This window comes from Mesorhizobium sp. M1295 (assembly GCF_040318135.1).
Classification (GTDB): domain Bacteria; phylum Pseudomonadota; class Alphaproteobacteria; order Rhizobiales; family Rhizobiaceae; genus Mesorhizobium.
The window spans coordinates 27,078-53,798 of record NZ_JAMYLU010000008.1 but is presented as its reverse complement, the minus strand read 5'-3'; the positions used below and the strand labels follow the sequence as shown (position 1 = coordinate 53,798).

The window sequence follows — 26,721 nt, the reverse complement described above, 5'->3', positions numbered from 1 at the left end:
TTCGCGGTCCAGAGAGAGCGCCGGGCGGCTCGATCCTGTCCCGCTCTCCCGAGGTTCTCACAATGAACATGATCTTTCCCGCTGTGGCGGTTCCCGCAGTCGCACCGCTCCCGCTCCCCCAAACCGGTGCAGCTGGCGCTATCTTCGCCGCCGCCGGCCTTCTGCTTCCCCATATCGAGCGCGGCGAACGCATCGACGCGCCAAAGCTGCGCGCGGCGATGGAAGCCGCATTCGGCGCTTCCGATGCTACCGGTGCTTGGGACTGGAAGCAGGCTTACGATGCCTGCGAGGCGGCCACCGTCCTCTTCCTCCGCAAATACGGAAGGGCGTTGTTCCGTAAAGCCGCGTCACCGGCTCTCCGGCTTTCCGCATTGTCGAAGATCGCCGGGCTCATGCCGACGCATACCCGCCGATCGGAAAAAGCACAGACCTTCCAGCAGTTCGCGACGCCGATTCCGCTCGGCTTGGTCGCCGCAACGGCCGCCGCCATCACGCCCGCCGACCGTGTGCTGGAGCCTTCCGCCGGCACCGGGCTGCTCGCCATCCTGGCCGAGATAGCCGGCGCCTCGCTCGTCCTCAACGAGCTTGCCGAGACGCGCGCGGCACTTCTCTCGTGCCTCTTTCCGGCCGTCTCCGCCAGCCGCTTCGACGCCGCCCAGATCGACGACCATCTCGATCCCGGCGCCGTACCGAGCGTGGTGCTGATGAACCCGCCCTTTTCGGTCATGGCCAATGTCGAGGGCCGCATGGCCGACGCGGCCTGGCGGCACATCGCCTCGGCGCTGTCGCGCCTTGCGCCCGGCGGGCGGCTGGTGACGATCACCGGTGCGAACTTCGCGGCCGACCATCCGACCTGGACCCCGGCCTTCACTCGGCTGCAGGAACGTGGCCGCATAGTCTTCTCCGCCGCCATCGACGGCTCGGCCTACGCCAAGCATGGCACGACCTTTCCGACACGCCTCACCGTCATCGACAAGCTCCCGGCGGACGATCCCACCGTCTTCCCGGATGCTCCCGGCATCGCTCCGGATGCCGCGACGCTCCTCACGTGGATTGAGGAACGCCTTCCCGCGCGGCCACCGGTCGTGATGGCCGCCGTTTCGAGCGCGGCATCGGCGGTCGCCGCGCCCCGCACCGTGCACGGCTATCTAAAACGCTCGGCGAGAACCACGCCACCTATGTCGATCGCTGAACCGGACGCCATCGACCTCGCCTATGAGGCTGTCGACTGGCAGGCGGCCGAGGTCGGCCAGATCAGCGACGCCATCTATGAGGTCTACGGGCTTCAGGCGATCCGCATCCCCGGCTCTCGGGCTCACCCCACTCAGCTCGTTCAATCGGCGGCCATGGCCTCGGTGGCGCCGCCCAAGCCGAGCTACCGGCCGCGGCTACCCAAGAATGTCCTCAACCTGCTCTCGGACGCGCAGCTCGAGACCGTCATCTATGCCGGCGAGGCTCACGCCGAGTATCTCGCCGGCGCCTGGACGCTCGACGATACCTTTGACGTGGTTAGCGTCGCGGCCGATGACACTGCGGGTGCCGTGCGCTTCCGGCAAGGCTTCATGATCGGCGACGGTACGGGTGTAGGCAAGGGCCGGGAATCCGCCGCCGTAATCCTAGACAATTGGATGCAGGGCCGTCGCAAGGCGGTCTGGATCTCCAAGTCCGACAAGCTCATCGAGGATGCGCAGCGCGACTGGTCCGCGCTCGGCGTGGAGCGCTTGCTGGTCACACCGCTCTCCCGTTTCCCGCAGGGCAGGTCGATCGTGCTGCCGGCAGGCATCCTATTCACCACCTATGCGACGCTACGCTCCGACGATCGCGGCGAGAAGGTTTCGCGGGTCAAGCAGATCGTCGAATGGTTGGGTCCCGATTTCGATGGAGTCATTATTTTCGACGAAGCCCACGCCATGCAGAATGCCGCCGGCGGCAAGAGCGAACGGGGCGATGCCGCCCCGTCGCAGCAGGGTCGTGCCGGCCTGCGGCTGCAGCACGCGCTGCCGAATGCCCGCATCGTTTATGTCTCGGCCACCGGCGCCACCACCGTTCACAATCTCGCCTATGCCCAGCGGCTCGGCCTCTGGGGCGGCGAGCGTTTTCCGTTCTCGACGCGGGCCGAATTCGTCGAGGCGATCGAGGCCGGCGGCGTCGCGGCGATGGAAGTGCTGGCGCGCGACCTCCGCGCGCTCGGCCTCTATACCGCCCGCTCGCTTTCCTTCAGCGGCGTCGAATACGATCTGATCGAGCATGAGCTGACACCGGAACAGGTCCGCATCTACGATGCCTATGCCGGCGCCTTCGGCATCATTCATAACAATCTCGATGCGGCCATGCAGGCGGCCAACATCACCGGCAGTACCGGCACGCTCAATGCCCAGGCCAAGTCGGCCGCTCGCAGCGCATTCGAAAGCGCCAAGCAGAGGTTCTTCGGGCATCTCCTCACCAGCATGAAGACGCCGACCCTGATCCGCTCCATCAGACGCGATCTGGAGAAGGGCCATTCGGCAGTCATCCAGATTGTCTCGACCGGTGAGGCGCTGATGGAACGGCGGCTGGCCGAACTGCCGACCGAGGAATGGAACGATGTTCGCGTTGATATCACGCCGCGCGAATACGTCCTCGACTACCTTGCCCATTCCTTCCCGGTGCAGCTCTATGAGCCGTTCACCGACAGCGAGGGCAATCTGTCGTCTCGGCCGGTCTACCGCGACGACCAGCCGGTCGAAAGTCGCGAGGCGGTCGCTCGGCGCGACGACCTGATCGCGAGGCTCGCCAGTCTGCCCCCGGTCCCAGGCGCGCTCGACCAGATCGTGCAGAATTTCGGGGTGGACATTGTGGCCGAAGTGACTGGCCGCGCGCGTCGCATCGTGCGCAAGGGCGAGCGTCTGGTGGTCGAAAACCGTGCCGGGTCAGCCAACCTCGCCGAGACGCAGGCCTTCATGGATGACCAGAAGCGCGTTCTGGTTTTTTCGGACGCGGGCGGAACGGGGAGGAGCTACCACGCCGAACTCTCAGCCCGGAACACGCGGCTGCGTGTGCATTATCTGCTCGAGGCCGGCTGGAAGGCCGACACCGCCATTCAGGGCCTCGGCCGCACGCATCGCACCAATCAGGCGCAGCCGCCACTCTTCCGGCCGATCTCGACCAATGTGAAGGCGGAAAAGCGCTTCCTTTCGACGATCGCCCGCCGCCTTGACACGTTGGGCGCGATCACCCGTGGCCAGCGCCAGACCGGTGGCCAGGGCCTGTTCCGACCAGAGGACAATCTGGAAAGCCACTATGCCCGCGATGCGCTACGGCAACTCTATCTGCTGATCGCACGCGGCAAGGTCGAGGGCTGCTCGCTCGAGCGTTTCGAGGCGGCGACGGGTCTCAAGCTGATGGATGCCAATGGCATCAAGGACGAGTTGCCGCCGATCACCACCTTCCTCAATCGCCTGCTCGCACTGACCATCGAGTTGCAGGGCGTGCTGTTCAGTGCCTTCGAGCAACTGCTGGCGGCGCGCATCGAGGGCGCGATCGCGTCAGGCACCTACGATGCCGGGCTGGAGACGCTGCAGGCCGAAAACTTCGTCGTCACCGATCGGCAGGTGATCTACACCCATCCGCGCACCGGCACCGAAAGCCGCCTGCTCACGATCACCGAACGCAAGCACAATCGGCCCGTCACGCTCAATGCGGCGCTCGATCATCTCCGCGATCCGCGTGCCTTACTGCTCATCAACAAGCAATCGGGCCGCGCCGCCGTACAGATCCCGACCACCAGCGTCATGCTCGACGATGGCGAGGTCGAGCGCCCTGTCCGCCTGATCCGGCCGATGGAAAGCCAGAACATGTCGCTCAAGGCTATGGGCGAAACACGCTGGGTCGAGGCCGACCGCGAGGCGTTCACAACTGCCTGGACCGCCGAAATCGCCGGGGTGCCGGAGTTTTCGGATTCGGTCTTGCACATGGTCACCGGCCTGCTGCTGCCGATCTGGAAGCGCCTGCCCAACGAGTCGACCCGCGTTTATCGACTTCAGACCGACGAGGGCGAGCGCCTCATCGGCCGCCGCGTCTCGCCGGCATGGGCCGCCAACGCCTCTGCGACGAACGTGGTTGCGCTGTCGCCGGAGCAGGCGTTTGCGGCTCTGATGGACGGTCGGACCATCCTCGATCTTGCCGAGGATCTCCAGCTTCGCCGCAGCCGCGTCATGGGCGCATGGCGCATCGAATTGGCGGGCTTCACCGACACGATGCGGGAGCGCCTCACCGCCTACGGTCTCTTCCACGAGATCATTTCGTGGAAGCTCAGGATGTTCGTGCCGATCGACGCCAACGGGCTCGCCGTGCTGGAGCGCGTGCTCGACCGCTTCCCAATCGATCGGGTCAGTGAGCGGGAGGCTGCATGAGTCTGCGTCACGCTGCATCCGACCTCGCACACCGCCTCGGCGAACATGCCGAGGCGGTGTGCCGCCACTACCTCTCCAATGGCCGTCGCCAGGGCAACTATTGGACCGTCGGCGACGTCCGCAATGCGCCGGGCCGGTCGATGTTCGTGCGTCTGCAGCCATCCCCGAAGGGACCGCCAGGCAAATGGACCGACGCCGCTACCGGCGAGCATGGCGACCTGCTCGATGTCATCCGCGAATCCCTCGGACTGGTCAACTTCCGGGACGTCGCCGACGAGGCGCGCGTGTTTCTCGCTATGCCAGATGCCATGCCACCCCGACCGGCCGAGCCGATCACGCAGGTCCCCATTGGATCTCCGGAAGCGGCTAGCCGACTGGTCGCCCTGTCGAAGCCCATTATCGGCACCCTCGTGGAAACGTATTTGCTTGGACGCGGCATTACGACTCTGTACGGCACTGGATCGCTGCGGTTCCATCCGCGCTGCTACTACCGGCCCGACGATCATGGACCGACCGAGACCTGGCCGGCGATGATTGCCGCTGTCACCGATCTGGATGGGCATCTGACCGGCGCGCACCGCACCTGGCTCGCACCGGACGGCACCGGCAAGGCACCCGTCCACACGCCGCGCAAGGCAATGGGTGACCTCCTCGGTCATGCGGTCCGCTTCGGCATGCCCGGCAGCGTTATGGCGGCAGGCGAAGGCATCGAGACGACGCTATCGCTCAGATGCGCAATGCCCGACATGGCTATGGCGGCGGCACTCTCGGCAGCCCATCTCGCCGCCATCCTGTTCCGCCCGAACCTGCAGCGGCTCTATGTCATCCGCGACAACGATCCGGCCGGTGACGGCGCCCGAGACAGCCTGCTCGAGCGCGCGACCGACGCCGGAATCGAGGCAATTGTGCTGTCGCCGGCGATGGACGATTTGAACGAAGATCTTCGCCATTTCGGACTGGCCGCCTTCCGCACCTCGATTGCGGACCAACTCATGCGCCGGGATCGCCTGCGCTATCTGACACGGGCAGCATGAGCCGGAAGGGAGAGCGTGTGGCGCACGGTGTGGCCGCATCGCATGGCTGAGAGCCCGCCGGCAGAGAACCGCGACCCGGCCTTCGAGAGGGCGATCGGGCCCACGAACTGGCCGGCCAGGCAATGGCGGCGGCCGACTATTTTCCGGCGGCGCGCGATTGCTGGCGAAAGCCAGCGGGTGCGACGCCTTTCCATCGCGAGGCAAAATAGCCGGCCGCCGCCATCCTCCGCTGTGCTCCGGCCCTGCGCTTCGCTGCGGGTGCCGGGCCAACCCGCCCGTGGGCTCTCGTCGCCATGAAGGCCGCGAGGGTCGCGGTCAAACCGACTGGAGCATCCCCATGAGCGAGCACGACGACACCGAACCGCACCACGCCGCTTCTCCGACCGATCACCTCTTCACCGAACTCCAGCTCTATGGCTGGCGCCCATTTACGGACGAGCCCGATCCGCGACCGCTCCCCGGTGGCGACCACGTGGCCGGAGCCGTGGCCGACATCTTTGACGCCCTCATCGCCACCCTGGCCGACACGCGCCTCGAACCCGATCTCGATGACCTGCTCTGGTCCGTCACCAATGTCTTCCACCGAGCTGTACAACGGATCGAGCGGCAACTAGACGACAACGAGCAGGCCCAGCGCCGCCTGCAGCGCGAACAGGACGGCACCGAGATCAAGGCGGTTGAACTCGAGACACTCACCGCCCAGGGCCAGACCATGATCGAACGGCGCGACGCCTTCGAGCTCATGCGTGACCAGGCCGCCGACCACTACGATCAGTACACCGGCTCGGCCTGGCGACCGCGCACGGGGTCGATGGCCAACCACCACCATCTCACCGCCGCAATGATCGATAGCCGCGACTTCCTCGCGGCCAGGCGGCGCGCGGAAACCGAACTCATGTTGCCCGCTGGCCCCAAGATCTCCTTCTCCGGCGGCGATACCGCCGATCACGAGCTGATCTGGTCAAAGCTCGATCAAATCCGCGCCAAGCACCCCGACATGGTGCTGATGCACGGCGGATCACCGAAAGGCGCCGAAAAGATCGCCGCCCGCTGGGCCGATCATCGCAAGGTGCCGCAGGTCGCCTTCAAGCCCGACTGGAGCAAACATGCCAAGGCCGCTCCCTTTAAGCGCAACGACCAGATGTTGGCGGTCATGCCGATCGGCGTCATCATCTTTCCGGGCACCGGCATTCAGGAGAACCTCGCGGACAAGGCCCGCAAGCTCGGCATCCCGGTCTATCGGCTCGGCGGCTCGTGAGCGCCGCCTTCCTCACCCGCTCAAAGCCCAGTCTAGGTTTAGTCGAAGGTATTCAGCAATGTGTACGTCTTTCATGAGGCGGACGGCGGCTTCGCGCCTCATGACAGTCATTCCTGCGCTCCCGCCCACTCATCAAAAGCAGACTTTGCCACGCCAATGCGCAGATAGGTTAGCGCCTCAAAGTTGCACTTGGTAGGAACTAGGGCGCTGAGGGAGTTCCCAGTTGTTAATGGATGTGCAAGCTGCTCGTAAATGAGATGTCAAATCGCGCCAGCCTTGCGACCGCTCTCGTTTCGACTCCTACCGGGCCAATCCTCCTCAAGGCAAATGAACCCTTTCATCGGAGATCATGAGAAATCAGCAGCGTCGATCGGCACTGAGAAGCCGACCTTGACGCGGTCCATGATCACCATTGTCTTGAACCCTTTAATATCGGGGTTCTCATAAAAGAACTTACGGGTAAAACTCTCGTAATCTTCCATGCTCTTAGCCGTAACGATTAGCACGAAGTCCGCATCCCCGGTCACATAGTATCCGTTCATCACCTCCGGCGTCTGGCGGATGGACTGCTTGAAGCGGTCTACAATATCCGCCCGCTCGCGTTCCAAGGACACCGAAACCAGCATGGCGATTGGCCGGCCGATGGCCTTTGGCTTCACGACGGAGATGTCGGCCTCGATCACCCCCTCGTCCCGCAAGCGCTTGACCCGCCTCTGCACCGCGGTGGCGGAAAGGCCCACCATCTCACCAAGTTCTTCGCTCGTGTGGCGATTGTGCGCCTGCAAGATGCTTAGCAGACGCGCGTCGAGTCTATCTAGCCGCATTAGCCTTTCCGCATAATTTCTTTGATCTGGCTAAAATAAGACAGGAATCCTGCGTTTGTGCAACCGTTTGATCATAAAATCTGCGCACTCGCTCCATTAGGCTTCGTTGAAATAGCAACGGCATGGAGCCGATATGTTGAACACGATAATGACGGCACGGCAGGCCCTACTTTCGGTCCGGTCGCACCCGTTCTGCGCTTCGCCGACGAGGACGACGTCAGCATCGCGGCCAACGCCAGCGAGATGGGCCTTGCCGCCTATGTCTTTACCCGGGACCTGAAGCGCGCGATGCGCCTTTCGGATGCGGCATGGTCGGGATCAACACGGCGTCCTTCACCGGTGCGCCAATCCCGTTCGGCGGCTGGAAGCAGTTGGGCTCGGGCGAGAAGGCTCACGCCACGGCCTGCAGGAGTTCATGGAATATAAGTATGTCTGCTTCGGCGGCTTGGCTGCGTAAGGACGATGGCTAATGGTAAACGTTGCTGAAATCGCGGAGATGGACCGCAGGACGGTGCTCCATCCCTTCACTTATCTGAAGGATTATGCATCCGGCGGGGTCGATGCTACGATCGTCGAGACGGGGAAAGGCGTCAGAATTCAAGACGCCACCGGTCGGGAATATATCGACGGCTTTGCTGGCCTTTATTGCGTTAACATCGGCTACGGCCGCACCGAGGTCGCCGAGGCGATTTCCCGGCAGGCCTACAAGCTCGCCTACTATCATTCCTATGCGGCGCACACGACGGAAGAACTTGCGCGGCTTTCGGACCGGTTGGTCAGGATGGCACCGGGCAACATGTCCAAAGTCTTCTACGGGTTGTCCGGCTCGGATGCGAATGAGACCCAGGCGAAGATCGTTTGGTATTACAATAACCTACGGGGAAAAACGAAGAAGAAGAAGATCATCGCGCGGGAACGCGGATATCATGGATGTTCCGTCGTATCTGGCTCGATGACGGGAATGAGTTTCTATCACGACCACATGGATCTGCCGGTCTCTGGCATTCTCCGCACCGGCGTCCCGCATTTCTATCGCGGTGCGCATCCCGGAGAAACCGAGGAGGACTTTTCGGCGCGGCGCGCCGTTGAACTGGAGGCGCTCATCCTGAGTGAAGGCCCCGATACCGTGGGCGCGTTTATCGCCGAACCGGTGCTGGGGACCGGTGGCATCACGCCGCCGCCGATCGGATACTGGCCGAAGATCCAGGCTGTGCTTCGCAAATACGATGTGCTGTTGATCGCCGACGAGGTGATCTGCGGCTTCGGGCGCACCGGCGCCATGTTCGGATCGGACCTTTACGGCATCGAGCCAGACCTGGTAACCGTCGCCAAGGGCCTGACATCGGGTTATGCGCCTCTTTCGGCGTCGATCGTGTCACAGAAAGTCTACGAGGTCATGGAGGAAGCAACGCCGCGTGTCGGCTCCTTCTCGCATGGCTATACCTATTCCGGACATCCCATCAGCGCTGCTGCGGCGAACGCCGTCCTCGACATTGTCGAACGCGAGGATCTTGCCGGTCAGTCCGCTAGGAAAGGTGCTTACCTTCTTGCCCGGTTGAAGGCGGAATTCGCACAGAATCCTATAGTTGGCGAGGTCCGGGGCATAGGCATGCTGGCAGCCTTGGAGTTCGTCGCCGACCGCGGAACAAAGGCCAGCTTCGATCCGGGCTTGAAGGTCGGTGCACGCGTCTCGCAAGCAGCTCGCGACCGAGGCCTCATTGCCCGCGCCATGCCGCATGGGGACATTCTAGGCTTTGCGCCACCGCTGGTAATGACGGAGGCGGAGATCGATGAGATGGTCGGTATTGCGAAGGCGGCTGTAGATAGCGTGCTCGTAGCAATGGATGCGCAAGGCGCGGTTGCCGGTTAGCATGCTGCATCGCAAGATCTCACGCGCGACCGAAGTCCTGAAGGTCAAAGATCTCGCTAAGGTATTCGGCTCCACCAAGGTGCTGGACGGAGTTAGCTTCACCGTACGGCAGGGCGAGGTCGTCTCGCTGATCGGGTCGTCAGGATGCGGGAAAAGCACCGCGCTTCGCTGCACTAATTTTTTGGAGACGCCGACTTCCGGGCAGATTGAATTCATGGGAGAGGCCATCTCGGTAACCACCGACCCGCGCGGAGAGCCGAAGATTGTCAACGCAGACGCGATCAGAGGGCTTCGACGCCACGTCGGAATGGTATTCCAGAACTTCAATCTCTGGCCGCATCGCACCGTTCTCGGCAACGTGACCGAGGCGCTCGTTTACGTCCTCAAGCAGTCTCGGAAGGAAGCAGAAGAGATTGCGCTGTGGGCGTTGTCGAAGGTCGGCATGGAAACCTTCCGCGACCGCTACCCGCAGCAGCTTTCGGGTGGCCAGCAACAGCGTGTCGCTTTCGCGCGCGTCCTCGCGATGCGCCCGAGATTGATGCTGTGCGATGAACCGACCTCCGCGCTCGATCCGGAACTGGTCGGAGAGGTCTTGAAGATCATACGCAAACTCGCGGAGGAAGGTGCAACAATCCTCCTCGTGACGCACGAAATGCGGTTCGCAAGAGAGCTGTCGAACCGAATGTTATTCCTGCAAAAGGGTCGCCTCGAGCAGGATGACACGCCGGAAGAACTGTTTCGAAACCCCGCGAGCGAAGCGGTGAGGCGGTTTCTTTCGAGCGTTATGCCGCAATGCCTGAAGGCAGGCACTGGGACAATCAAGAACCAAACAAGGGGAACTGAGATGAACATCAGCAAGCTTATCAAATCCGCACTCGCATCCGGGCTGCTCGTCGCCGCGACGGCGACTATGGCCTCGGCCGAGGAAGGTGTTTTGCGAATCGGCACCGAAGGCGATGCGCCAAAGTTCAGCATGGCCGACCCGAGCGGCAACGTCACCGGCTTCGACGCCGACATCGCCAATGGCATCTGCGCCGAACTGAAGGTCCAATGCAAGTTCGTCGTCCAGACGTTCAGTTCGCTTGTGCCGTCAATGGACAGCGATCGATTTGACGTCATCATCTCAGGTCTTGGCATTACAGCCGAGCGGGAAAAAAAGATCGACTATTCGATCCCTTACGCAACGACACCTCTTTACTTCGTCGTTGCGAAGGATTCGCCGCTGGCAGGCCTGAAAACCCTTGATGAAATCAAGAAGGCGATCCCCGGCAAGACTGTCGGTGTCGCCACGGGCACCACCTACGCCAGGTTCATAGAGAAGCGGATGACGGGCGTCGATATGAAAACCTATGATGCTGTCACCCAGTTGACTGCCGACCTCGCTAGCGGCCGCATCGATGTAGCTTTCGGGGACTCCCCGACCTGGGTCGACTTCCTGGCTACACCGGACGGCGCGAACTTCGCGAAAATCGATGTCAGGATCATTTCCATGGACGATCCGGAAGTCCTCGGCCGAGGTATGGGCGTCGGGATGCGCAAAGGCAACACCGATCTCAAGGCAAAGATCGACGTGGCCCTGTGCAAGATGATCAACGACGGCACGGTCAAGAAGGCTTCCATGCAGTGGTTCCAGGACGACTACACCATTCCCTGCAAGCAGTGATCCTTCGATAGTAACGGCCTGCCTTGGCGTTATCCAAGGCAGGCGGATGGGAGGTGTCTATGCAGGATTTCTGGGTTCTGATGGTGGAGCACGGCTGGGCGCTGGCTCTCCTGCGCGGCAGTGCAGTGACAATTGCGATCGGGCTGCTCGGCATGCTGCTTGGTTTCGCGGTGGCGACGCCACTGGCCATCCTGCGCTGGCGAAAGGTCCTGGTCGTCTCACAGATGGTCGACGCCTACAGCATCTTGATCCGCGGCATTCCGGGACTGCTGGTGATCTACCTGCTGTTCTACGGCTCCTTGGGCTGGGTGAGAACCGTCGCGGGGACGTTCGGCTATGAGCAGGCTGCAGAGAATGCCTATCCGATGATCGTCGGTGTCATAGCGATTGCCTCGATCTCGTGTGCCTACTCAATCGAGGTCATCCGCGGCGCTCTACAGGCCGTGCCCGTGGGGATGCTGGAAGCCGCCCGGTCCTTGGCGCTTCCGCCAATGGTGACATTCTTTCGCATCACCTTTCCGCTCGCTTTGCGGCTCGCTCTCGGCGGCATCAACAATGTGTGGCAGATGACGATCAAGGATACGTCGCTGATCTCGGTCGTTGGCCTGCAGGAACTGATGCGGACCGCTGCAATCGCCGCCGGCATTACGCGGTCGCCGCTGTTTTTCTACTGCATTGCCGCAGCCTTGTTCTTTGCCATGACGCTCGCCAGCCAAACCGCATTCTCGAGGATCGAACGTGGCCTCAACCGCGGCTTCGGAGGGATCTGACATGGACTTGGGTATCATGACGTATGCGTTCCCGTTTCTGCTTGAGGGCGTCAAGATCACGCTTCTCATCGCGGTCTTCGGCATCGTTCTTGGTCTGCCGCTGGGAGTCCTGGTCGGCCTTGCGCGCGGATCGAAAAACCGGGTGCTTCGCGGTTTTTGCGACGCCTATTGCGCGATATTTCGTGGCACGCCAATGCTGGTGCAAATCTTCGTGATCTACTACGGCTTGGCCCAGGTAAGTTTCATACGCCACAACCCGGTTCTGTGGTGGATGATCGGCGATGGGCTTCACGCAGCCATCCTCGCCGTCGTGCTGAACTCGGGCGCTTACACCGCAGAGATATTCCGCTCAGCCTTCAAGTCGCTTCCCAAGGGCCTGATCGAAGCGGCCGAAGCTTGCGGAATGAAGCCATGGCACATTTTCCTTCGCATCAAGTTCCCGCTCGCGCTGCGACAGGCACTTCCCGCCTACAGCAGCGAGGTGGCCATCATTGTCAAGGAATCGAGCTTGGCTTCCGCGATCACGGTTCTTGAGATCACCGGCTACGCAAAGCGCCTGATGAGCGAAACGTTCGCGGTGATGGATATCTTCGTCATAACCGCCGCCTTCTATCTCGTGATCAGCGTCATTGCGCTGATGGCGATGAAACTTCTTGAACGCCGTTTAGCCATCCCAGGCTTGAACCAGTCCTGAAAGGAAAGACCATGTCCAACCTCACTTTCATCGACCAGAATAACCTGCCCAAACCCCGCGAAGGCAAGCCTGCTCCAGACAGGCTGATCGAAGGCGATCCGCGCTTTCTTAGTTGGGACATCGCACAGACCGCCGACGGAATAGTTCAGTCCGGCGTGTGGGAGGCGACGCCTGGAGCCTATCGCTCGATAAAGGGCAAGACTTTCGAGGTCTGCGTTATCCTGTCAGGCGTATCCGAACTGACAGAGGACGGGAAGGAGCCGCGTCGCATCACGGCCGGCGACGCCTTTGTCATGCATCCGGGTTTCACCGGCGTCTGGAAGGTCATCGAAACCACGCGCAAGCTCTGGGTTAGTCGCGACTAGTCGGCTCCCGAGCTTTCCTTTGCAACCCAGCAGCAGTACCGGTTCATGACACAGACGCTTTCCACAACGATCAAATCGACGCCATACTGGTGGGACGATTGTGCCTTTCCGCCTTTGCCTAGGCGCGAACTCGATCGGAGCTGCGACGTGGCGATCGTCGGCGGCGGCTATACGGGTCTCTCCGCCGCAATCGAGTTGGCGCGGGCAGGCAAGCACGTCCAGCTTTTCGATCGCCAGTCGCTCGGCCAGGCCGCTTCCAGCCGTAACGGTGGCATGGCAAGCGGTAGCATCAGGCCTAGCCGCAAGGAACTGATCCGTCGCTTCGGTTTGGATAGGGCGAACGGCATCCTCCTGGAAGGCCAGACCGCGCGGCAGGACCTTTGGCGGTTTCTCACCGCGGAGAGTATTGAGGCCAACTTCACGCTGTCCGGCTTATTCGAAGGGGCGATGACCGCCGAAGAGACAGAAGAGCTTCGGCGTCATGCGGGCTTTCTCCACGACAGCCTTGGCATCGAGACCTTAGCCGTCAAAGGATCGGACGTGCGGCAGTATATCGGAACCGACCTCTATGTTGGGGGCATGGTCCGTATGGACATCGGCGGCCTTCAGCCCGCGAAGTTGCTCGCCGGCATGATCCGGGTCGCGCGCGAGACCGATGCCGTTCTTCACGAGAACACCGCGGTCCTGGGTTCCACCAGCGATGCCGCTGGCGTGCGGGTCACTACCGAGCGCGGCGAAGTCCTAGCGAAGAAACTCCTTGTATGCACCGACGGATACACCGACGGGTTCGATCCATGGCTACGCCGCCGCTTGGTGCCGGTTCGCAGCCGAATCATAGCCACCGAACCACTAGACAAGCAGGTCATCGACCGGCTGATGCCCGCGCGCATGATGTACAGCGACATGCGCAAGCTGAGCTACTACTATCGGCCGTCGCCCGACGGGTCTCGTATCCTGTTTGGCGGACGCGACGGCACGACCGCAGGCGATCCGCTCACGCCGACTGTCAATCTGCGGACGGAACTCGCCAGACTTTTCCCGGAACTGGACACTATCGGCATCACGCACAGCTGGTTTGGGAATGTCGCCATGCACCGGGATATGATCCCGCGTATCTTTTCACGCGGCAACACCATTTACGCGACCGGCTATTGCGGTTCCGGCATCGTGTGGGCGCGGTGGCTTGGCAAGAAGGCGGCGCTCAAGATCCTCGAAGACGCCGAGCAGCCGCGCTCGGCTTTCGACTTCGATCAGGCTCCCAAAGCCGTACCGTTTTACCGCGGCCGTCCATGGTTCATTCCGCTTGTGTACTGGATGTATGAGCGCCATGACCGGAAGACGCTGCGCCGTCGCAAGGATGCGTGAGGCGGCATGGCATTTCTGTTCCTCTGTGATGCAACCCGAGGGGCCGTGTTTGCCGAGGTGTTCTCGGAGCACTTGCCGGATGTTCGGTTCTGCATGGACCCGGACGCCATCGGCGACGACGACATCCGCTTCATCATGACCTGGAACGTGCCGGAAAACCTTCGGCGATATCCCAACCTTGAGGCTGTGTTCTGCATTGGCGCGGGAGTCGATCAGTTTGCAGGGGCCTCGATTCCTCCAGGTGTGAAGCTGGTTCGCATGGTAGATCAGGGCATCACAAGGATGGTCGCAGAATATGTCGCTATGGCTGTCCTTTCGCTCCATCGAAATCTGCATCTCTATATCGATCAGCAGCGGCGCCGGGTCTGGAAGGAGCTCGAGCAACGTTCGCAGGCGGTTGACCGAAGGGTGTCCGTACTCGGCATGGGCGTGCTGGGTGAAGCCGCACTTCGCGGGCTGCAGCCGTTCGGTTTCCACCTCTCGGGATGGAGCCGGTCGCGGCGATCCATAGACGGCGTGACTTGCCACAAGGGCCAAGCCGGGTTGCGGGAGATGCTTGCAGGGACCGACATACTCGTCTGCTTGCTGCCGCTAACCGGGAATACGATCGGAATTCTAAACGAAGACCTGTTCGGCGCCCTTCCGCGCGGCGCCTGCCTCGTCCATGCCGGCAGGGGACGTCAGCTCGACGCCGACGCGCTGCTGTCGTCGTTGGATAGCGGCAGGCTGTCGGGCGCGTTCCTCGACGTGACCGATCCCGAGCCGCTACCGCCAGAGCATCCCCTGTGGGGGCATCCGAGGGTGGTTGTCACACCGCATATCGCGGCAACCACGCAGGCGAAAAGCGCGGCGTTAACGACCGTGCAGAACGTAGAGCGTCTTCTCGTCGGCGCTGATCCAACGGGACTGGTGGATCTCGCGGAACTTTCCGAATCCAATTTCTCCGATCAAAGATAACGAAAGGCTGGCGGACATGAACGTTGCCGCAAAATTCTCTTCGCCTCTGGACGTCGCTTCGCTACCCACCGGCCTTTTCATTGACGGACAATGGAGACGCGGCACGGAGGGGAAGACCATAGACGTCATCGATCCATCGAACGGAGACGTGATCGTGTCCGTTGCGGATGCGACTGTCGATGACGCGATGGAGGCGATTGCCGCCGCCGACAGAGCTGCGAAGAATTGGGCGGCCACCGCTCCGCGCAAGCGTTCAGAGATCCTGCGCCGCTGCTTCGAGCTGATGATCGAAAACAAGGATATGTTGCCGAACTCATCAGCCTGGAAAACGGCAAGACCTTGAACGACGCGCAGGGAGAGGTGGCCTACGCTGCGGAGTTCTTTCGCTGGTTTGCGGAGGAGGCCGTTCGTCTCAATGGCGAGATATCGACAGCGCCGGGCGGTGCAAACAAGATCATCGTTCAACACCAGCCAATCGGGATCGCTGTTCTCATCACTCCTTGGAATTTCCCGGCTGCCATGGCCACGCGCAAGATCGGGCCGGCGCTTGCGGCGGGCTGCACATGCGTGTTGAAGCCTGCTACGGAGACGCCGCTGACCGCGCTCGTGCTGGCCAACCTTTACAAGCAAGCCGGAGTGCCTGACGGCGTAGTCAATGTCGTAACCACCTCGCAGTCCGGACCGGTCGTCAGCGCAATGCTGAACGATCCCCACGTGCGTAAGCTCTCCTTTACCGGTTCCACCGAGGTCGGCAGGACGCTCCTGCGCGAGGCAGCTGGAACCGTCGTGTCGTGCTCTATGGAACTCGGCGGAAATGCCCCCTTCATCATCTTCGACGATGCCGACCTGGATGCGGCCATCGAGGGCGCAATGGTGGCGAAGATGCGCAACGGCGGAGAAGCATGTACGGCGGCGAACCGCTTCTACGTCCAGTCCGGCATTGCCGAAGCATTTTCCGCCGGGCTTGTCGAGCGCATGAAGTCGATGAAGGTCGGGGCCGGATACGATCCGAAATCGCAATGCGGTCCGTTGATCAACAGAAAGGCTGTCGAGCGGCTGACCGCCTTGTTGTCCGACGCCACGACGAAAGGCGCCAAGGTGCTCGTCGGCGGCGGACCGCTCGATGGTGAAGAATACTTCTTCGCTCCAACGGTGTTGTCCGGCGTCTCGCCGGATTCGAGGATTTCAGCTGAGGAGATTTTCGGTCCGATTGCCGCACTCGCAACTTTCAATACCGAAGACGAGGTTATCGAGCTGGCCAATGCCACGGAGTACGGTCTCATATCGTATGTCTACACCCGAGATCTGGCGCGCGGCATGCGTGTCGGAACAGATGGACAGCGGCATGGTCGGGCTGAATCGCGGTCTCGTGTCTGATCCTGCAGCGCCATTCGGCGGAACGAAGCAGAGCGGGCTCGGCCGCGAGGGCGCCCACGTTGGGATTCTCGAGTTCTGCGAGACGAAGTACATCGCGGTTACCTGGTAGGGAGGTCGATCAGCGTGTGGGGCTGGGGACGGCCAGGTGACACGCCCGGGCAGCCCTCGGAAAAAATCATCGAGGAGCTTGGGCTATGGGCCTCTCAAATAGCACCATGCGAATTCGCTGCATCGATGTCGATCGAGGTACGATTGAATGGTTGATTTAGAACACATCGAAAAGGCCCGCGATCGGATCGGCGGCTGCATTTTTCCGACCCCGCTCGTGTCATCGCCTTCGCTATCGGAATTCTGTGGTGTGTCCGTTCACCTCAAGCTCGAACATCTTCAGGCCACGGGAAGTTTCAAGCTGCGAGGCACCTTCAACGCGCTTCTTCAATTGACCGAGGACGAGCGCGCGCGAGGCGTCGTTGCTGCTTCTACAGGTAATCATGGGAGAGCTTTGTCATTCGCGGCGAAAGCGTGTGGCGTGAAGGCCGCGATATGCATGTCAAGCTTGGTGCCGGACAACAAGATTGTCGAGATTCGCCGTCTTGGCGCCGATGTCCACATTGTAGGACGATCACAGGATGAGGCGCAGGAAGAGGCCGATCGGCTGGTCTTCAGCGAGGGTCTTTATCCGATTCCACCCTTCGACCATCCAGCGATCATCGCCGGCCAAGGGACGTTGGGGTTGGAAATCATCGATGCACTGCCGGATGTCGCGACCGTGCTAATTCAGCTTTCCGGTGGTGGCCTCGCCTCGGGTGTGGCACGCGCGATCAAATCCCAGCGGCCCGGTGCGCGCGTTATTGGAGTCCAGATGGAGCGTGGCGCGGCGATGAAAGCCAGTCTGGATGCTGGTCACCCGATCAAAGTGGAGGAATTCGAGAGCCTCGCGGATTCCCTCGGTGGCGGCATTGGTATTCACAACAGGCTGACCTTTGCCATGTGCGGAGATCTCCTGGACGAAGTCATTCTTTTGAGCGAGGCCGAGATCGCCGCCGGTATCCGACACGCCTACCTGCAAGAGCGCGAGATTGTCGAAGGCGCAGGTGCGGTTGGGATCGCAGCTTTGTTGGCGAACAAGGTAAGCGGCCTCCGAGGTCCCACTGTGACCGTCCTGTCGGGCCGCAACATAGATATGCAGCTGCATCGCCGTATCATAACAGACGAAACGGAACACGAATGAGTATCACCAAACCGCTGATCTTGACCGAGCCTCAACTGAGGGGCTTGGTGAAGTTGGATGTCGACATCGTCCGCTGCGTGGAGGAGGCATTTCGCACCTTGGCCACGGGAAAAGTTGTCATGCCGCCCATCCTGCGGCTTGATATTCCAGAGCATCGCGGAGAAGTCGACGTCAAGACAGCGTATGTGCCAGGTCTGGACGGCTTCGCCATCAAGATCAGCCCGGGTTTCTTCGGCAATCCTGAGATCGGCTTGGCGAGCACGAACGGTTTGATGGTCTTGCTGTCCAGCACGACGGGTGTCGTACAGGCGCTGCTGCTGGATAACGGTTACTTGACCGATCTGCGCACAGCCGCTGCCGGCGCAGTCGCCGCGAAATATCTCGCCCGCAAAGACGCTTCGATTGCAGCCATTCTGGGCGCGGGGCAGCAAGCCCGTCTTCAGTTGCAAGCACTCATGTTGGTCCGCCCGATTCGTTCGGCCCGCATATGGGCACGCGTCGGAGCGAAGGCCCACCTCGCCGCGCGAGAATTGTCCGCCGAGTTGGGGATCGACGTTGTCGCTTGCGCGACCCAGGAGGAGGCTGTCGCGAGGGCAAATGTCATTGTCACGACGACGCCAGCTGAAACTCCCGTTTTTTTGTCGCGCTGGCTTGAACCCGGACAGCACATAACAGCGATGGGATCAGATGCTGAACACAAGAATGAGATCGAGCCTCAGGTGATCGCTAGTGCCGACACCTACGTGGCCGACAGCCTGGCACAAACGAGACGCCTCGGCGAACTGCATCACGCCATCGAAGCGGGTGCAGTTGAAGAGAATGCGTGCTTCGCCGAGCTCGGACAGCTCATTGCCGGTGAGGTGGCGGGGCGGACAAGTGCCGACCAGATCACGATCGGGGATCTCACCGGAACAGGGATTCAAGACACCGCTATCGCTAACTTCGCATTCGCACGGTCACGTAAACGACAGAAGGAATGACCAACGAGCTCTGATAGCCCTCATTAGATTAACATGCTCCTGCCCGAGGAGACGCTAGCCGACCGACCTGCTGCCCATTTATCGGGAGCCAAGACACCCATCGGAATCAGCAGAGCAGCATCAAGCCAGCTGTCCGTTCTTAAGTTGGCTGTTAGATCGTCAAGGCGAGCGCCACGGGTGTGAGCGGAACGACTGCTTTTCAAAAAATGCTGACCGAAAGAGGTCGGACCGCTTCCGGCCCAACTTCGGTCATTCGAAACTGGCGGCCGATGACCACCCCGGCGCAATGTGGACGGCTTTCCGCCGAACGGGGAAATCAGTCTTCGACACGCTTCGAGCCGAGGTGCAGCGTTCGTGCGCGAGGAATGGCGCGGGCGGCTTCGGAGATCGTCCGTCACTTCCAGGAGCACAGCACCACCCCCTGCCATACGACGCTGATCCTTGGTTCAGCCGACGGCCTGACGCCATCAACCCGCAAGGGGTCGGACTACGCGAAGCGTGCCGCCGCTCCGGCTTCGCCTTCGCGGTGATTGCGGCCGTCGGCCGAACACATCGGCGCCTGTCAGCGGGGGAGGGTCCTCCGCTTCAAACAGGAGCCGGATCGATGTCCTTCGCCGACGCACATGCCTTCGCCTTCAGCCTCGCCGCCACTCTCATGGTCACCATCGTCATCTTTCGTGCTGGCGACGGTACTCTCTCGGTCGTGCCGGCGAACGAGTATGACGGCGACGACACCGCCATCATCGGCGAAATCGACCCGTTCGCCCCATGACGGGGCGGACATCGAGCCTGGCGACGCAAGAACACCGGCGGGTTTCGCCCGCGCTTTTCCTTTGCTATGCTGTGCACTGCGCCAGGTGGTGGTGGAAGGCGTAATCGCCAGAGATATTCTCTCGGAGACACCACCATGATCATCCTCGGCATGTTTCTTTGTATCGCGGCCATCGGCATCCTGTGCTGGTTGCTCTTCAGGCTTGCTATCTTCGCCCTGCCGTTGTTCGTCGGCGTCAGCGCAGGCACGTGGGCATTCAACACCGGTGCCGGCTGGCTTGGCGCGATCCTCGTCGGTAGCCTCGCAGCCGGGTTGACGCTCGGCGTCGCCCAAATCCTCCTTGGCGTCGTTCGCCCCATGTGGGCGAAGCTGGCGATCGCGATGGTCTTCGTCGCTCCCGCGATCGTTGCCGGCTACCATGCCACTCATGGCATCGCGAAGCACATGATGCCTTCGGAAACCTGGCAGATCGTCTTATCCGTCATTGGCGCGACCGCCGTCGGCGTCACGGCATATCTCCGGGTCGCGGGCATGACAGCCGCCGACCAATCCGGCAGGGACGTGGTTCGAGCCTAGACCCGCGCGGGGGACGCGGGTGGACCAGGCCGACGAAGGCATAGCCACCTCATTATCGGTGGAGAGCAATCGGGTTCCATGCCAGAATCGCGCAATGGTGCCGGCGCGGCCCGTCTGTGGACTTGGACTTTCTTCGGTCGATGCCCATGGCAGACCGACCAGTCGGTAGCAGGACGGCAGCGCGGGCGGTGGCGGCGGCGTTGGAGGTGCGCCGAATCTGTGCCTGGAATGCGTGGGCGATGCCGGTGAAGCCTGTAGCTATCTGCCGGAAACGCGTTGGACGCCAACGTCTCCGTTGCCAATCTGTCCCAAGAGCGCTCCAAACGGCCTCTTCAATGGGCTGATCTGGCCGAAGGACGGCTGAAGCCTCGACCGCATAGGCCGCAACGGCGCGTCTCGACTTTCTTCCCCTGCCGGCTCCCACCCCATGCCGCAAGCGCATGGGGACCCCGAGCGCCGCCATTCCTCGCGAGACAAGAAAGCCGTTCCTGCGCCGTCCTCCGCGTTGCTCCGGTCGCCAGCGATGCGTCGTCGGTCGCCGCCGGCCAACCGATCGCCATCGAGGCCGCATGGTGCGGGCTCGGGAACAGAAAACGGAGACCTACAATGGCTACCATCGGCACCTTCAAGAAGACCACCGCGAACGAGTTCACCGGCGAAATCGTCACCTTCAGTGTCCAGGCCAAGAACGTGCGCATCGTCCCAGAGACACGCGCCACTGGCGAGAACGCTCCCAGCCACCGGGTTCTGGTCGGCCGCGCCGAGATCGGCGCCGCATGGTCGAAGACCTCCAACGAGGGCCGCGACTACCTGGGTCTCAAGCTCGACGATCCGAGCTTCAACGCCCCGATCTACGCCAACCTCTTCGACGACGAGGAAGGTGAGGGTTTCTCGCTCATCTGGTCCCGCCCGAACGCGCGGCGGGGTGACTGAGGACCCGCGCAGGCCCCGGCGGGAAAGCCGGGGCCTTCTTCCGCGGACGTCCGGTTCGGTTCACTCAAGCCGAGAGCGATGCCGAAACCGCATCGCCTGATGCTAATCAACTATCCTCCGTCGGCGCTGTTGTTTCTATAAAATGCAGGCTTTCACTCTGTGAAGACGAGGCAAGCGATGATCGAGCCGTTTGACGAAACCGCGCCGACCAGTGACGAACTCACCGAATACGATCGGGAACACGTCAAGCTCTATGTGCGCCTGCTTGACGCCGCCGACGACGGCGCGGACTGGCGCGAGGTGGTCGAAATCCTCTTCGGCATTGATCTGACGAAGGAGCCACAACGCGCCCGGCGCATCCACGACAGCCATCTGGCGCGAGCGCGCTGGATGGCGCGTGCGGGCTACCGTCATCTCTTGCGTCGAGCCGGCAACTAGCGCCACGGCGTCTGTGGTTCGCGGGTGATGCCGAAGTGGCATCACCCGATGCCCGGCAAGGGTCTTTCGCCAATCGCTACAACCCGGAATCGTTTGGAGGCGGGGTCTACGCGTTGTTGCGAGGAGCTCTTGGATGAGACCGGATACGTCGCATTGGCGAGACAATGACAGCTATGACTATTTCGATACATTACCCATCGAAGGGCTCGCCTGGGAGTGTCTGCGGCGTCACGAACCCTATCAACGGCACTACCAAGCGCTTCTGACCACAAGAGCCGAAAAAGCACCCTTCCACCCTGAGACACAGCGGCTGTGGGGGTTACGATTTCCCGGCTAGGCCGGATTTGTCCGCCTTGGCGCAAGACGTTCTGTGGTCGCCTAACGTCGATCCAGCTGTGGTTTCTCTCGTGCCGGCGCCGGAATTCCTGTCGTCCGTGCGATCGGCGCCGTTGACCGGCCTGGGCGTGCTCCACGACAGCCCGGAAGGACGTCACAGTGTCCATAGTGCAGGTGTCGCGACCCAACTTCTCCTTCTGCCCGGCAGTGACCCGCACGGCCACCTGGCGGCGCTGATCCCCTTGGATGCAGAAACGTTGGGACGGATCGAAGCACTCACCCGTTTCTGGCGTTCCTGGCAAAAGCGCCCAACAGCTTCGGACAGGCGGATGACACCACAGCAGCGACGCCGCTTTCGTCTGATGATGCAGGCCGCTGACGGCCACTCGAATGGCGCGAGCTACCGCGACATTGCCGTCGCCCTTTACGGGTCTAAGCGCGTCGCTGCCGATCCTTGGAAAACCTCCGCACTGCGCGACGCGGTGATCGGCCTGGTCGAAGGCGCCACCGCCATGATTGGCGGTGGCTATTTGCAGATCCTGCGTCATCGCCGTCGATCATAGCGGTTCTGGCCCCGGACAAGGGGTGGGATTTTAGCCCCCCTCAACTTCCCCATCCCTTGCGAAGCCCATTCTCCGCCACCGTGGTCGCCGTCCACCGCTGAACGCCAGCGGCGGCCCAAAACCCCACGGAGGTCCGACCCATGCGACCCGATATCGCCGTCTTGCCGCCGCGCTTCCTGCGCACCAAGGAAGCCGCGGATTTCCTCAGCTTGTCCGCCCGCACGCTCGAAAAGCACCGGACCTATGGCACTGGTCCTTCCTACCGCAAGCTCGGCGGCCGTGTCGTCTATGCCGTCGACGATCTTCAGGCTTGGGCCGAACGCGGCGCTGTCACCTCTACATCCGATCCGCGTGGGTTGGTCCTGCCCGCCAAGCGTCACACACCGACGCCGCCGGCGCATGGCGGACGATACGCACGCTGACCGCGCGCGGATTTCCAAATGGTGGCGCGAAACCAATCCCTTTCGGAGCGCGGGCAGCTCGACCTGTTCCGGGCGCTGCCTGGCGACTTCGCCCCACGAGACGCGCAGGATCTCATGGCCTATCCGTTCTTCTCCCTTTCCAAGACCCATCGCATCACCCCGATCGATTTTGCCGCAGGCAACGTCACGATCCGGGTGGAAGCCGTACCCGATCATGGGATGGCGACCATCTGGGACGCCGACATCCTGATCTGGGCCGCGAGCCAGATCGTCGAGGCGCGCGACACCGGGCTTCGCACCTCGCGCCTGATGGCCGCAACGCCCTATGAGATTCTCACCTTCGTCGGCCGCGGCAAGAGCCTGCGCGACTATCAGCGCCTGAAGGCGGCGCTTGATCGGCTGCAGTCGACCACCGTCTCGACGACAATCCGTCAGCCCGCCGAAGGCCGGCGTCACCGCTTCTCATGGATCAATGAGTGGCAGGAGCGCATCGATCGCCGTGGCAAACCCGCGGGGATCGAGTTGATCGTCCCCGATTGGTTCTACCAGGCAGTCCTCGATGACGCGCTCGTACTGACGATCGATCGCGCCTATTTCGACCTGACTGGCGGGCTTGAGCGCTGGCTCTATCGGCTGGTGCGCAAGCATGGCGGACGCCAGCGCGACGGCTGGCGCTTCGACTTCCGTCACCTTCACCTGAAATCCGGCAGCCTGTCGCCCTACAAGCGCTTTGCCTTCGAGCTGCGCGACATAATCCGCCGCCAGCCGCTGCCCGGCTACACGCTCTTCCTCGAAGTGGAGATGGGCGGCCGGACGCTGCTCGCCTTCGAGCGGATCGCCTCCTGTGCAAAGCCTGTGGACGGCCTCGTGCTATCGGGAACCGGAACTGTCGTGCCATCGGGAACCGCGGGCTCGTGCTATCAGGAACCCAAACGGGGCCTAACCCTAGGAAAGCAAAGCCGAAATCGCGCCCTTAACTTAGACTCTAACCCAGATTCTAACCTTGAAGAGCCCGCGCGCAATGTGCAGAGCCTCGTCCGGCGAACCAGCGACGCACTCAGCATAGACACCGACAAGACCTCGAATGCGCCATCGGTTTCTGACGGCAGCAGCACGGCAGCCAGCGTCTCCGAAGCCCCGAATCCGCCTCTTGATCCGCGCTCGGGAGCCACCCGATGATCGCCGCACTCCTCAATCAACAGAGCCGTGTCGGCAAGGCAACTTTGACGCTGCTTCTCGCCGGTGAATTGACCTGCAAGGGACATCAGTTCGCGACCTTCGGCGTGCGGCCGACTACCGACATGACAACTCAGGAGCGCGCACGCATCGCCGCTTTCGAGCACGACGTCATCGTCGCCAACACGCTGCACGAGATGCTCGCGCGCGAATTCCCGGCAACATCAGGAGAACCTACATGACCGGCATCGCGGCTCCTCGCATGCGCGACGCCTTCCCGGCCACGCACCACGCTCGCGATGATCTCGTCCATGTCGAACTGACCTGGGTCGAGAAGAGGATCGAGAACTGGATACGGTTCGGCACGCACGCCCAGGAACAGATTGTCGATCGTCGCCGGCGCATCCTGTCCTATCGTCCCGGCGCGGTCTTCGCCTTCGTGCGCTGGGCCGCGAACGATTTTGGAACGATCATCTCACGCATCGACATCGTGCGTGCGGTCGCGTCTGGCGAGGCCTATCAGACGCTGCCCTTCGTGCGTCCGGGCGGCGACATCCTGCTGAAGGTCGAGAGCTGGCCCAAGGTCGAACGCGTGCTGCAGACGATTGAGGCCATCCAGCGCCTCGACATCGAGCCTGAGTTGGTGTCGCCCGATCATTGGCGGCACATCCACAACCGGATTACCGCCGGCCACGCGCCGCGCAGCTACACGCTCGACCAACATCGCGCCTTCCTGCTGCGCAAGAGGACCGAGCCGTGAGGCGCGCCGGGATCATCCTAGCTAGCGTTCTCGCAACCATGGGCGTCGGCTATTCCGGCCTCACTTCGATGCCCACGAAGCTCATCTGGAATGCGTCAGCTAGCGCACCGATTGGCTTCTACACGATCGACTTCGACGAACCCTTCGAGGTCACCGATCTTGTGGCCGTCGAAGCGCCCGAGCCACTTGCGGCGTTCCTCGCTGATCGCGGCTATCTGCCGAGGGGCGTGCCACTCTTGAAGCGCATCCTTGGCGTTTCCGGGCAACGTGTCTGTCGCTCGAACCTCACCATCACAGTCAATGGTATCGAGGCGGGCGCGGCGCTCGAGCGTGATCGGGCCGGCCGCGACCTGCCGGTCTGGCAGGGCTGCCACCGCATCCCTACCGGGGAAGTCTTCCTGATGAATCGGCAGGTCCGCGACAGCCTGGACGGACGTTACTTCGGCCTCCTTTCCACCAGCCAGATCATCGGTCGCGCCGTCCCGCTGTGGACAGACGAGGACGGCAACGGCCGCTTCGAATGGCGCGCGCCAACGCGGTGAGCGCGCGACCGGCGGCGCGCGTCGTGCCGCCAGCCTTCAATACCGCACAACTGAAAACAGGAGCCTGACATGCAACAGATCGGGGAATTCACGCGCCAGAAGACTGGCTATAGCGGGCGCATCCACACGCTCAGTCTTAACCTCGATATCGCCATTGTGGCGGCAGAGGCGAGCGAAACGGAGAATGCGCCCGACTACCGCGTTCACGCCGGAAGCGAGGACGGCCCCGAGATCGGCGCCGGCTGGAAACGCTCCAGCGAAAAGGCCGGAGACTATGTCTCGATCCAGCTCGACGACCCGACCTTCGCGCAGCCGATACGCGCGAACCTCTTTCGCGATGGCGACGACAAGACGTCCTGGTCGCTGCACTGGGCGCGCCCGCGCGACCGTAGCGAGAAGGATTGAACGATGCGCGCTCGCCGTCCGTCGACGAGCCATCGCGGTGCGCCCAGGCCGTTTCGTGCTGCCCGGCGTATGGCTCTGCTCCTGCTTTGCGGCCTGTCCGTCGCGACCGTCATGCCGGCGGCGGCTGTGGCGCAGGAAACACCTCTCACACGATCGTCGCAGCGCGATCCTTTCGGCACGCATATCGCAGAAGCCTCGCACCGCTTCGGCGTTCCAACCGCATTGATACGCGCCATCATGCGCAAGGAGAGTGCGGGCGATGTGCGCGCCGTCTCCAGCGCAGGCGCCCGCGGCTTGATGCAGATCATGCCCGGCACGTGGGATGATCTGCGCGCCCGCTGGTCGCTTGGCCGCGATCCATTCGATCCCCGGGACAACATCCTGGCAGGAACGGCGTACCTGCGCGAACTGCACGATCGCTTCGGCTCACCGGGGTTTCTGGCCGCCTACAACGCGGGACCTGCGCGCTACCAAGCCTACCTCACTGGGCGTCCGTTACCGGCCGAGACCCGCGCCTATGTCGCAGCACTTGCCCCCCTGATCGGTGAAAGCGGGGGTATGCGCCCTTTCGCCGTTACATCTGTCGAGGCCATTCCGTGGAAGCACGGCTCGCTCTTCGTCGGTCAGTCGGATCGCATACAAGCTGTCGCTCTCGTGCCGACCGAGCGACCACCAAATGACGCGGGCTCCGCACCCACCGTGCGCGATGTCTCCGCCATCGTGCCGCTGTCCGAAGGCCTCTTCGTGGCGCGAGCGGGCGAAGGGATCCGGCCATGAGCGCACATGGGCGTCTTCGCGCAACCGCGAGCCCCAGCGCACCGTGGCGTGGATGGAGGCGGAAGGTGGGCAAAACAACCGGAAGATGGCGAGATAAAAGGCCGCGAGGTGCGGCGCCGATCGGTTGTGTTGTTTCAATAGGTTATGCAGCATTTCCGCGAGGTGCGAAGGTTTCGCGCACCTCGCCGGAACACCGATTTACTCGTGATTTCCGTGTCTTGACACGATGTGCGGATCTTCGC

The 26,721-nt window shown here is 62.2% G+C and carries 26 protein-coding genes and 3 pseudogenes; 28 read left to right on the top strand and 1 reads right to left on the bottom strand.

Annotated features, from left to right (window positions below; translation table 11 throughout):
• Positions 1 to 62: 62 nt before the first annotated feature.
• The 3 genes from NKH29_RS13545 (at position 63) to NKH29_RS13535 (ending at position 6,683) form a co-directional block, all read left to right on the top strand.
• Positions 63 to 4,391 (top strand): strawberry notch-like NTP hydrolase domain-containing protein, encoded by a 4,329-nt coding sequence (locus NKH29_RS13545; protein WP_352999811.1) that lies wholly within the window; start codon positions 63 to 65, stop codon positions 4,389 to 4,391.
• The gene (locus tag NKH29_RS13540; protein ID WP_352999810.1) at positions 4,388 to 5,425 is read left to right on the top strand and encodes a DUF7146 domain-containing protein; all 1,038 of its coding nucleotides are present in this window, start codon (positions 4,388 to 4,390) and stop codon (positions 5,423 to 5,425) included. The genes NKH29_RS13545 and NKH29_RS13540 overlap by 4 nt, the downstream gene beginning before the upstream one ends.
• A gap of 337 nt (positions 5,426 to 5,762) precedes the next feature.
• On the top strand, positions 5,763 to 6,683 hold the full coding sequence (locus tag NKH29_RS13535; RefSeq protein WP_352999808.1) for a DUF2493 domain-containing protein: 921 nt from the start codon (positions 5,763 to 5,765) through the stop codon (positions 6,681 to 6,683).
• A 347-nt stretch (positions 6,684 to 7,030) separates the two neighbouring features.
• Here the strand turns inward: NKH29_RS13535 and NKH29_RS13530 are convergent, their stop codons facing one another.
• Positions 7,031 to 7,507 (bottom strand): Lrp/AsnC family transcriptional regulator, encoded by a 477-nt coding sequence (locus tag NKH29_RS13530; protein WP_352999806.1) that lies wholly within the window; start codon positions 7,505 to 7,507, stop codon positions 7,031 to 7,033.
• A 168-nt stretch (positions 7,508 to 7,675) separates the two neighbouring features.
• Between NKH29_RS13530 and NKH29_RS13525 the strand changes: the two are divergent.
• From NKH29_RS13525 to NKH29_RS13405, 25 genes and pseudogenes are all read left to right on the top strand, one after another.
• Positions 7,676 to 7,964, top strand: a pseudogene (locus NKH29_RS13525) (aldehyde dehydrogenase family protein); the annotation flags it as partial.
• A 12-nt stretch (positions 7,965 to 7,976) separates the two neighbouring features.
• A complete protein-coding gene (locus tag NKH29_RS13520) occupies positions 7,977 to 9,377 on the top strand; it encodes an aminotransferase (protein ID WP_352999804.1) in 1,401 nt (466 codons plus the stop codon).
• Position 9,378: 1 nt separating this feature from the next.
• A pseudogene (locus NKH29_RS13515) lies at positions 9,379 to 10,167 on the top strand (amino acid ABC transporter ATP-binding protein); the annotation flags it as partial.
• 54 nt (positions 10,168 to 10,221) lie between these two features.
• Positions 10,222 to 11,040 carry a transporter substrate-binding domain-containing protein gene (locus NKH29_RS13510; protein WP_352999940.1) on the top strand — a complete coding sequence of 273 codons (819 nt, stop codon included), beginning with the start codon at positions 10,222 to 10,224 and terminating at the stop codon, positions 11,038 to 11,040.
• 59 nt (positions 11,041 to 11,099) lie between these two features.
• Positions 11,100 to 11,810 carry an ABC transporter permease subunit gene (locus NKH29_RS13505; protein ID WP_352999802.1) on the top strand — a complete coding sequence of 237 codons (711 nt, stop codon included), beginning with the start codon at positions 11,100 to 11,102 and terminating at the stop codon, positions 11,808 to 11,810.
• Between the two features lies 1 nt (position 11,811).
• Positions 11,812 to 12,504, top strand: a complete 693-nt coding sequence (locus tag NKH29_RS13500) for an ABC transporter permease (protein ID WP_352999800.1) — start codon at positions 11,812 to 11,814, stop codon at positions 12,502 to 12,504.
• 11 nt (positions 12,505 to 12,515) lie between these two features.
• Complete coding sequence (locus tag NKH29_RS13495) at positions 12,516 to 12,869, top strand: cupin domain-containing protein (protein ID WP_140876921.1); 354 nt, start codon at positions 12,516 to 12,518, stop codon at positions 12,867 to 12,869.
• Positions 12,870 to 13,016: 147 nt separating this feature from the next.
• A complete protein-coding gene (locus tag NKH29_RS13490; RefSeq protein ID WP_352999798.1) occupies positions 13,017 to 14,234 on the top strand; it encodes an NAD(P)/FAD-dependent oxidoreductase in 1,218 nt (405 codons plus the stop codon).
• Between the two features lie 6 nt (positions 14,235 to 14,240).
• Positions 14,241 to 15,191, top strand: a complete 951-nt coding sequence (locus tag NKH29_RS13485) for a 2-hydroxyacid dehydrogenase (RefSeq protein WP_352999796.1) — start codon at positions 14,241 to 14,243, stop codon at positions 15,189 to 15,191.
• Between the two features lie 16 nt (positions 15,192 to 15,207).
• Positions 15,208 to 16,602: pseudogene (locus tag NKH29_RS13480) on the top strand (NAD-dependent succinate-semialdehyde dehydrogenase); the annotation flags it as partial.
• Between the two features lie 222 nt (positions 16,603 to 16,824).
• Positions 16,825 to 17,799: a hydroxyectoine utilization dehydratase EutB gene (gene eutB, locus NKH29_RS13475; protein WP_352999794.1), complete on the top strand. Its 975-nt coding sequence runs from the start codon at positions 16,825 to 16,827 to the stop codon at positions 17,797 to 17,799.
• On the top strand, positions 17,796 to 18,779 hold the full coding sequence (gene eutC, locus NKH29_RS13470; protein ID WP_502911248.1) for an ectoine utilization protein EutC: 984 nt from the start codon (positions 17,796 to 17,798) through the stop codon (positions 18,777 to 18,779). Before eutB ends, eutC begins: the two co-directional genes overlap by 4 nt.
• Positions 18,780 to 19,383: 604 nt before the next feature.
• Complete coding sequence (locus NKH29_RS13465) at positions 19,384 to 19,551, top strand: hypothetical protein (RefSeq protein WP_008877981.1); 168 nt, start codon at positions 19,384 to 19,386, stop codon at positions 19,549 to 19,551.
• Positions 19,552 to 19,686: 135 nt separating this feature from the next.
• The gene (locus NKH29_RS13460) at positions 19,687 to 20,127 is read left to right on the top strand and encodes a hypothetical protein (protein WP_352999792.1); all 441 of its coding nucleotides are present in this window, start codon (positions 19,687 to 19,689) and stop codon (positions 20,125 to 20,127) included.
• A gap of 606 nt (positions 20,128 to 20,733) precedes the next feature.
• The gene (locus NKH29_RS13455; protein ID WP_352999790.1) at positions 20,734 to 21,060 is read left to right on the top strand and encodes a DUF736 domain-containing protein; all 327 of its coding nucleotides are present in this window, start codon (positions 20,734 to 20,736) and stop codon (positions 21,058 to 21,060) included.
• Positions 21,061 to 21,237: 177 nt separating this feature from the next.
• Complete coding sequence (locus NKH29_RS13450) at positions 21,238 to 21,498, top strand: DNA -binding domain-containing protein (RefSeq protein ID WP_352999788.1); 261 nt, start codon at positions 21,238 to 21,240, stop codon at positions 21,496 to 21,498.
• Positions 21,499 to 21,631: 133 nt separating this feature from the next.
• The gene (locus NKH29_RS13445) at positions 21,632 to 21,835 is read left to right on the top strand and encodes a transcriptional regulator domain-containing protein (protein WP_352999786.1); all 204 of its coding nucleotides are present in this window, start codon (positions 21,632 to 21,634) and stop codon (positions 21,833 to 21,835) included.
• A gap of 16 nt (positions 21,836 to 21,851) precedes the next feature.
• The gene (locus tag NKH29_RS13440; protein ID WP_352999784.1) at positions 21,852 to 22,397 is read left to right on the top strand and encodes a DUF2285 domain-containing protein; all 546 of its coding nucleotides are present in this window, start codon (positions 21,852 to 21,854) and stop codon (positions 22,395 to 22,397) included.
• 140 nt (positions 22,398 to 22,537) lie between these two features.
• Positions 22,538 to 22,819, top strand: coding sequence for a helix-turn-helix transcriptional regulator (locus NKH29_RS13435; protein WP_352677189.1), 282 nt, complete (start codon positions 22,538 to 22,540; stop codon positions 22,817 to 22,819).
• Between the two features lie 18 nt (positions 22,820 to 22,837).
• Positions 22,838 to 23,998 (top strand): replication initiator protein A, encoded by a 1,161-nt coding sequence (locus NKH29_RS13430; RefSeq protein ID WP_352999782.1) that lies wholly within the window; start codon positions 22,838 to 22,840, stop codon positions 23,996 to 23,998.
• A complete protein-coding gene (locus tag NKH29_RS13425; RefSeq protein WP_352999780.1) occupies positions 23,995 to 24,237 on the top strand; it encodes a hypothetical protein in 243 nt (80 codons plus the stop codon). The genes NKH29_RS13430 and NKH29_RS13425 overlap by 4 nt, the downstream gene beginning before the upstream one ends.
• Entirely contained in the window at positions 24,234 to 24,755 is a 522-nt protein-coding gene (locus NKH29_RS13420) for a DUF2840 domain-containing protein (protein WP_352999778.1), read from the top strand. Before NKH29_RS13425 ends, NKH29_RS13420 begins: the two co-directional genes overlap by 4 nt.
• Positions 24,756 to 24,793: 38 nt before the next feature.
• The gene (locus tag NKH29_RS13415) at positions 24,794 to 25,297 is read left to right on the top strand and encodes a S26 family signal peptidase (RefSeq protein ID WP_352999776.1); all 504 of its coding nucleotides are present in this window, start codon (positions 24,794 to 24,796) and stop codon (positions 25,295 to 25,297) included.
• A 69-nt stretch (positions 25,298 to 25,366) separates the two neighbouring features.
• Positions 25,367 to 25,702 (top strand): DUF736 domain-containing protein, encoded by a 336-nt coding sequence (locus NKH29_RS13410; protein ID WP_352999774.1) that lies wholly within the window; start codon positions 25,367 to 25,369, stop codon positions 25,700 to 25,702.
• A gap of 3 nt (positions 25,703 to 25,705) precedes the next feature.
• Positions 25,706 to 26,479 carry a lytic transglycosylase domain-containing protein gene (locus NKH29_RS13405; RefSeq protein ID WP_352999772.1) on the top strand — a complete coding sequence of 258 codons (774 nt, stop codon included), beginning with the start codon at positions 25,706 to 25,708 and terminating at the stop codon, positions 26,477 to 26,479.
• The last annotated feature ends 242 nt before the right edge of the window (positions 26,480 to 26,721 follow it).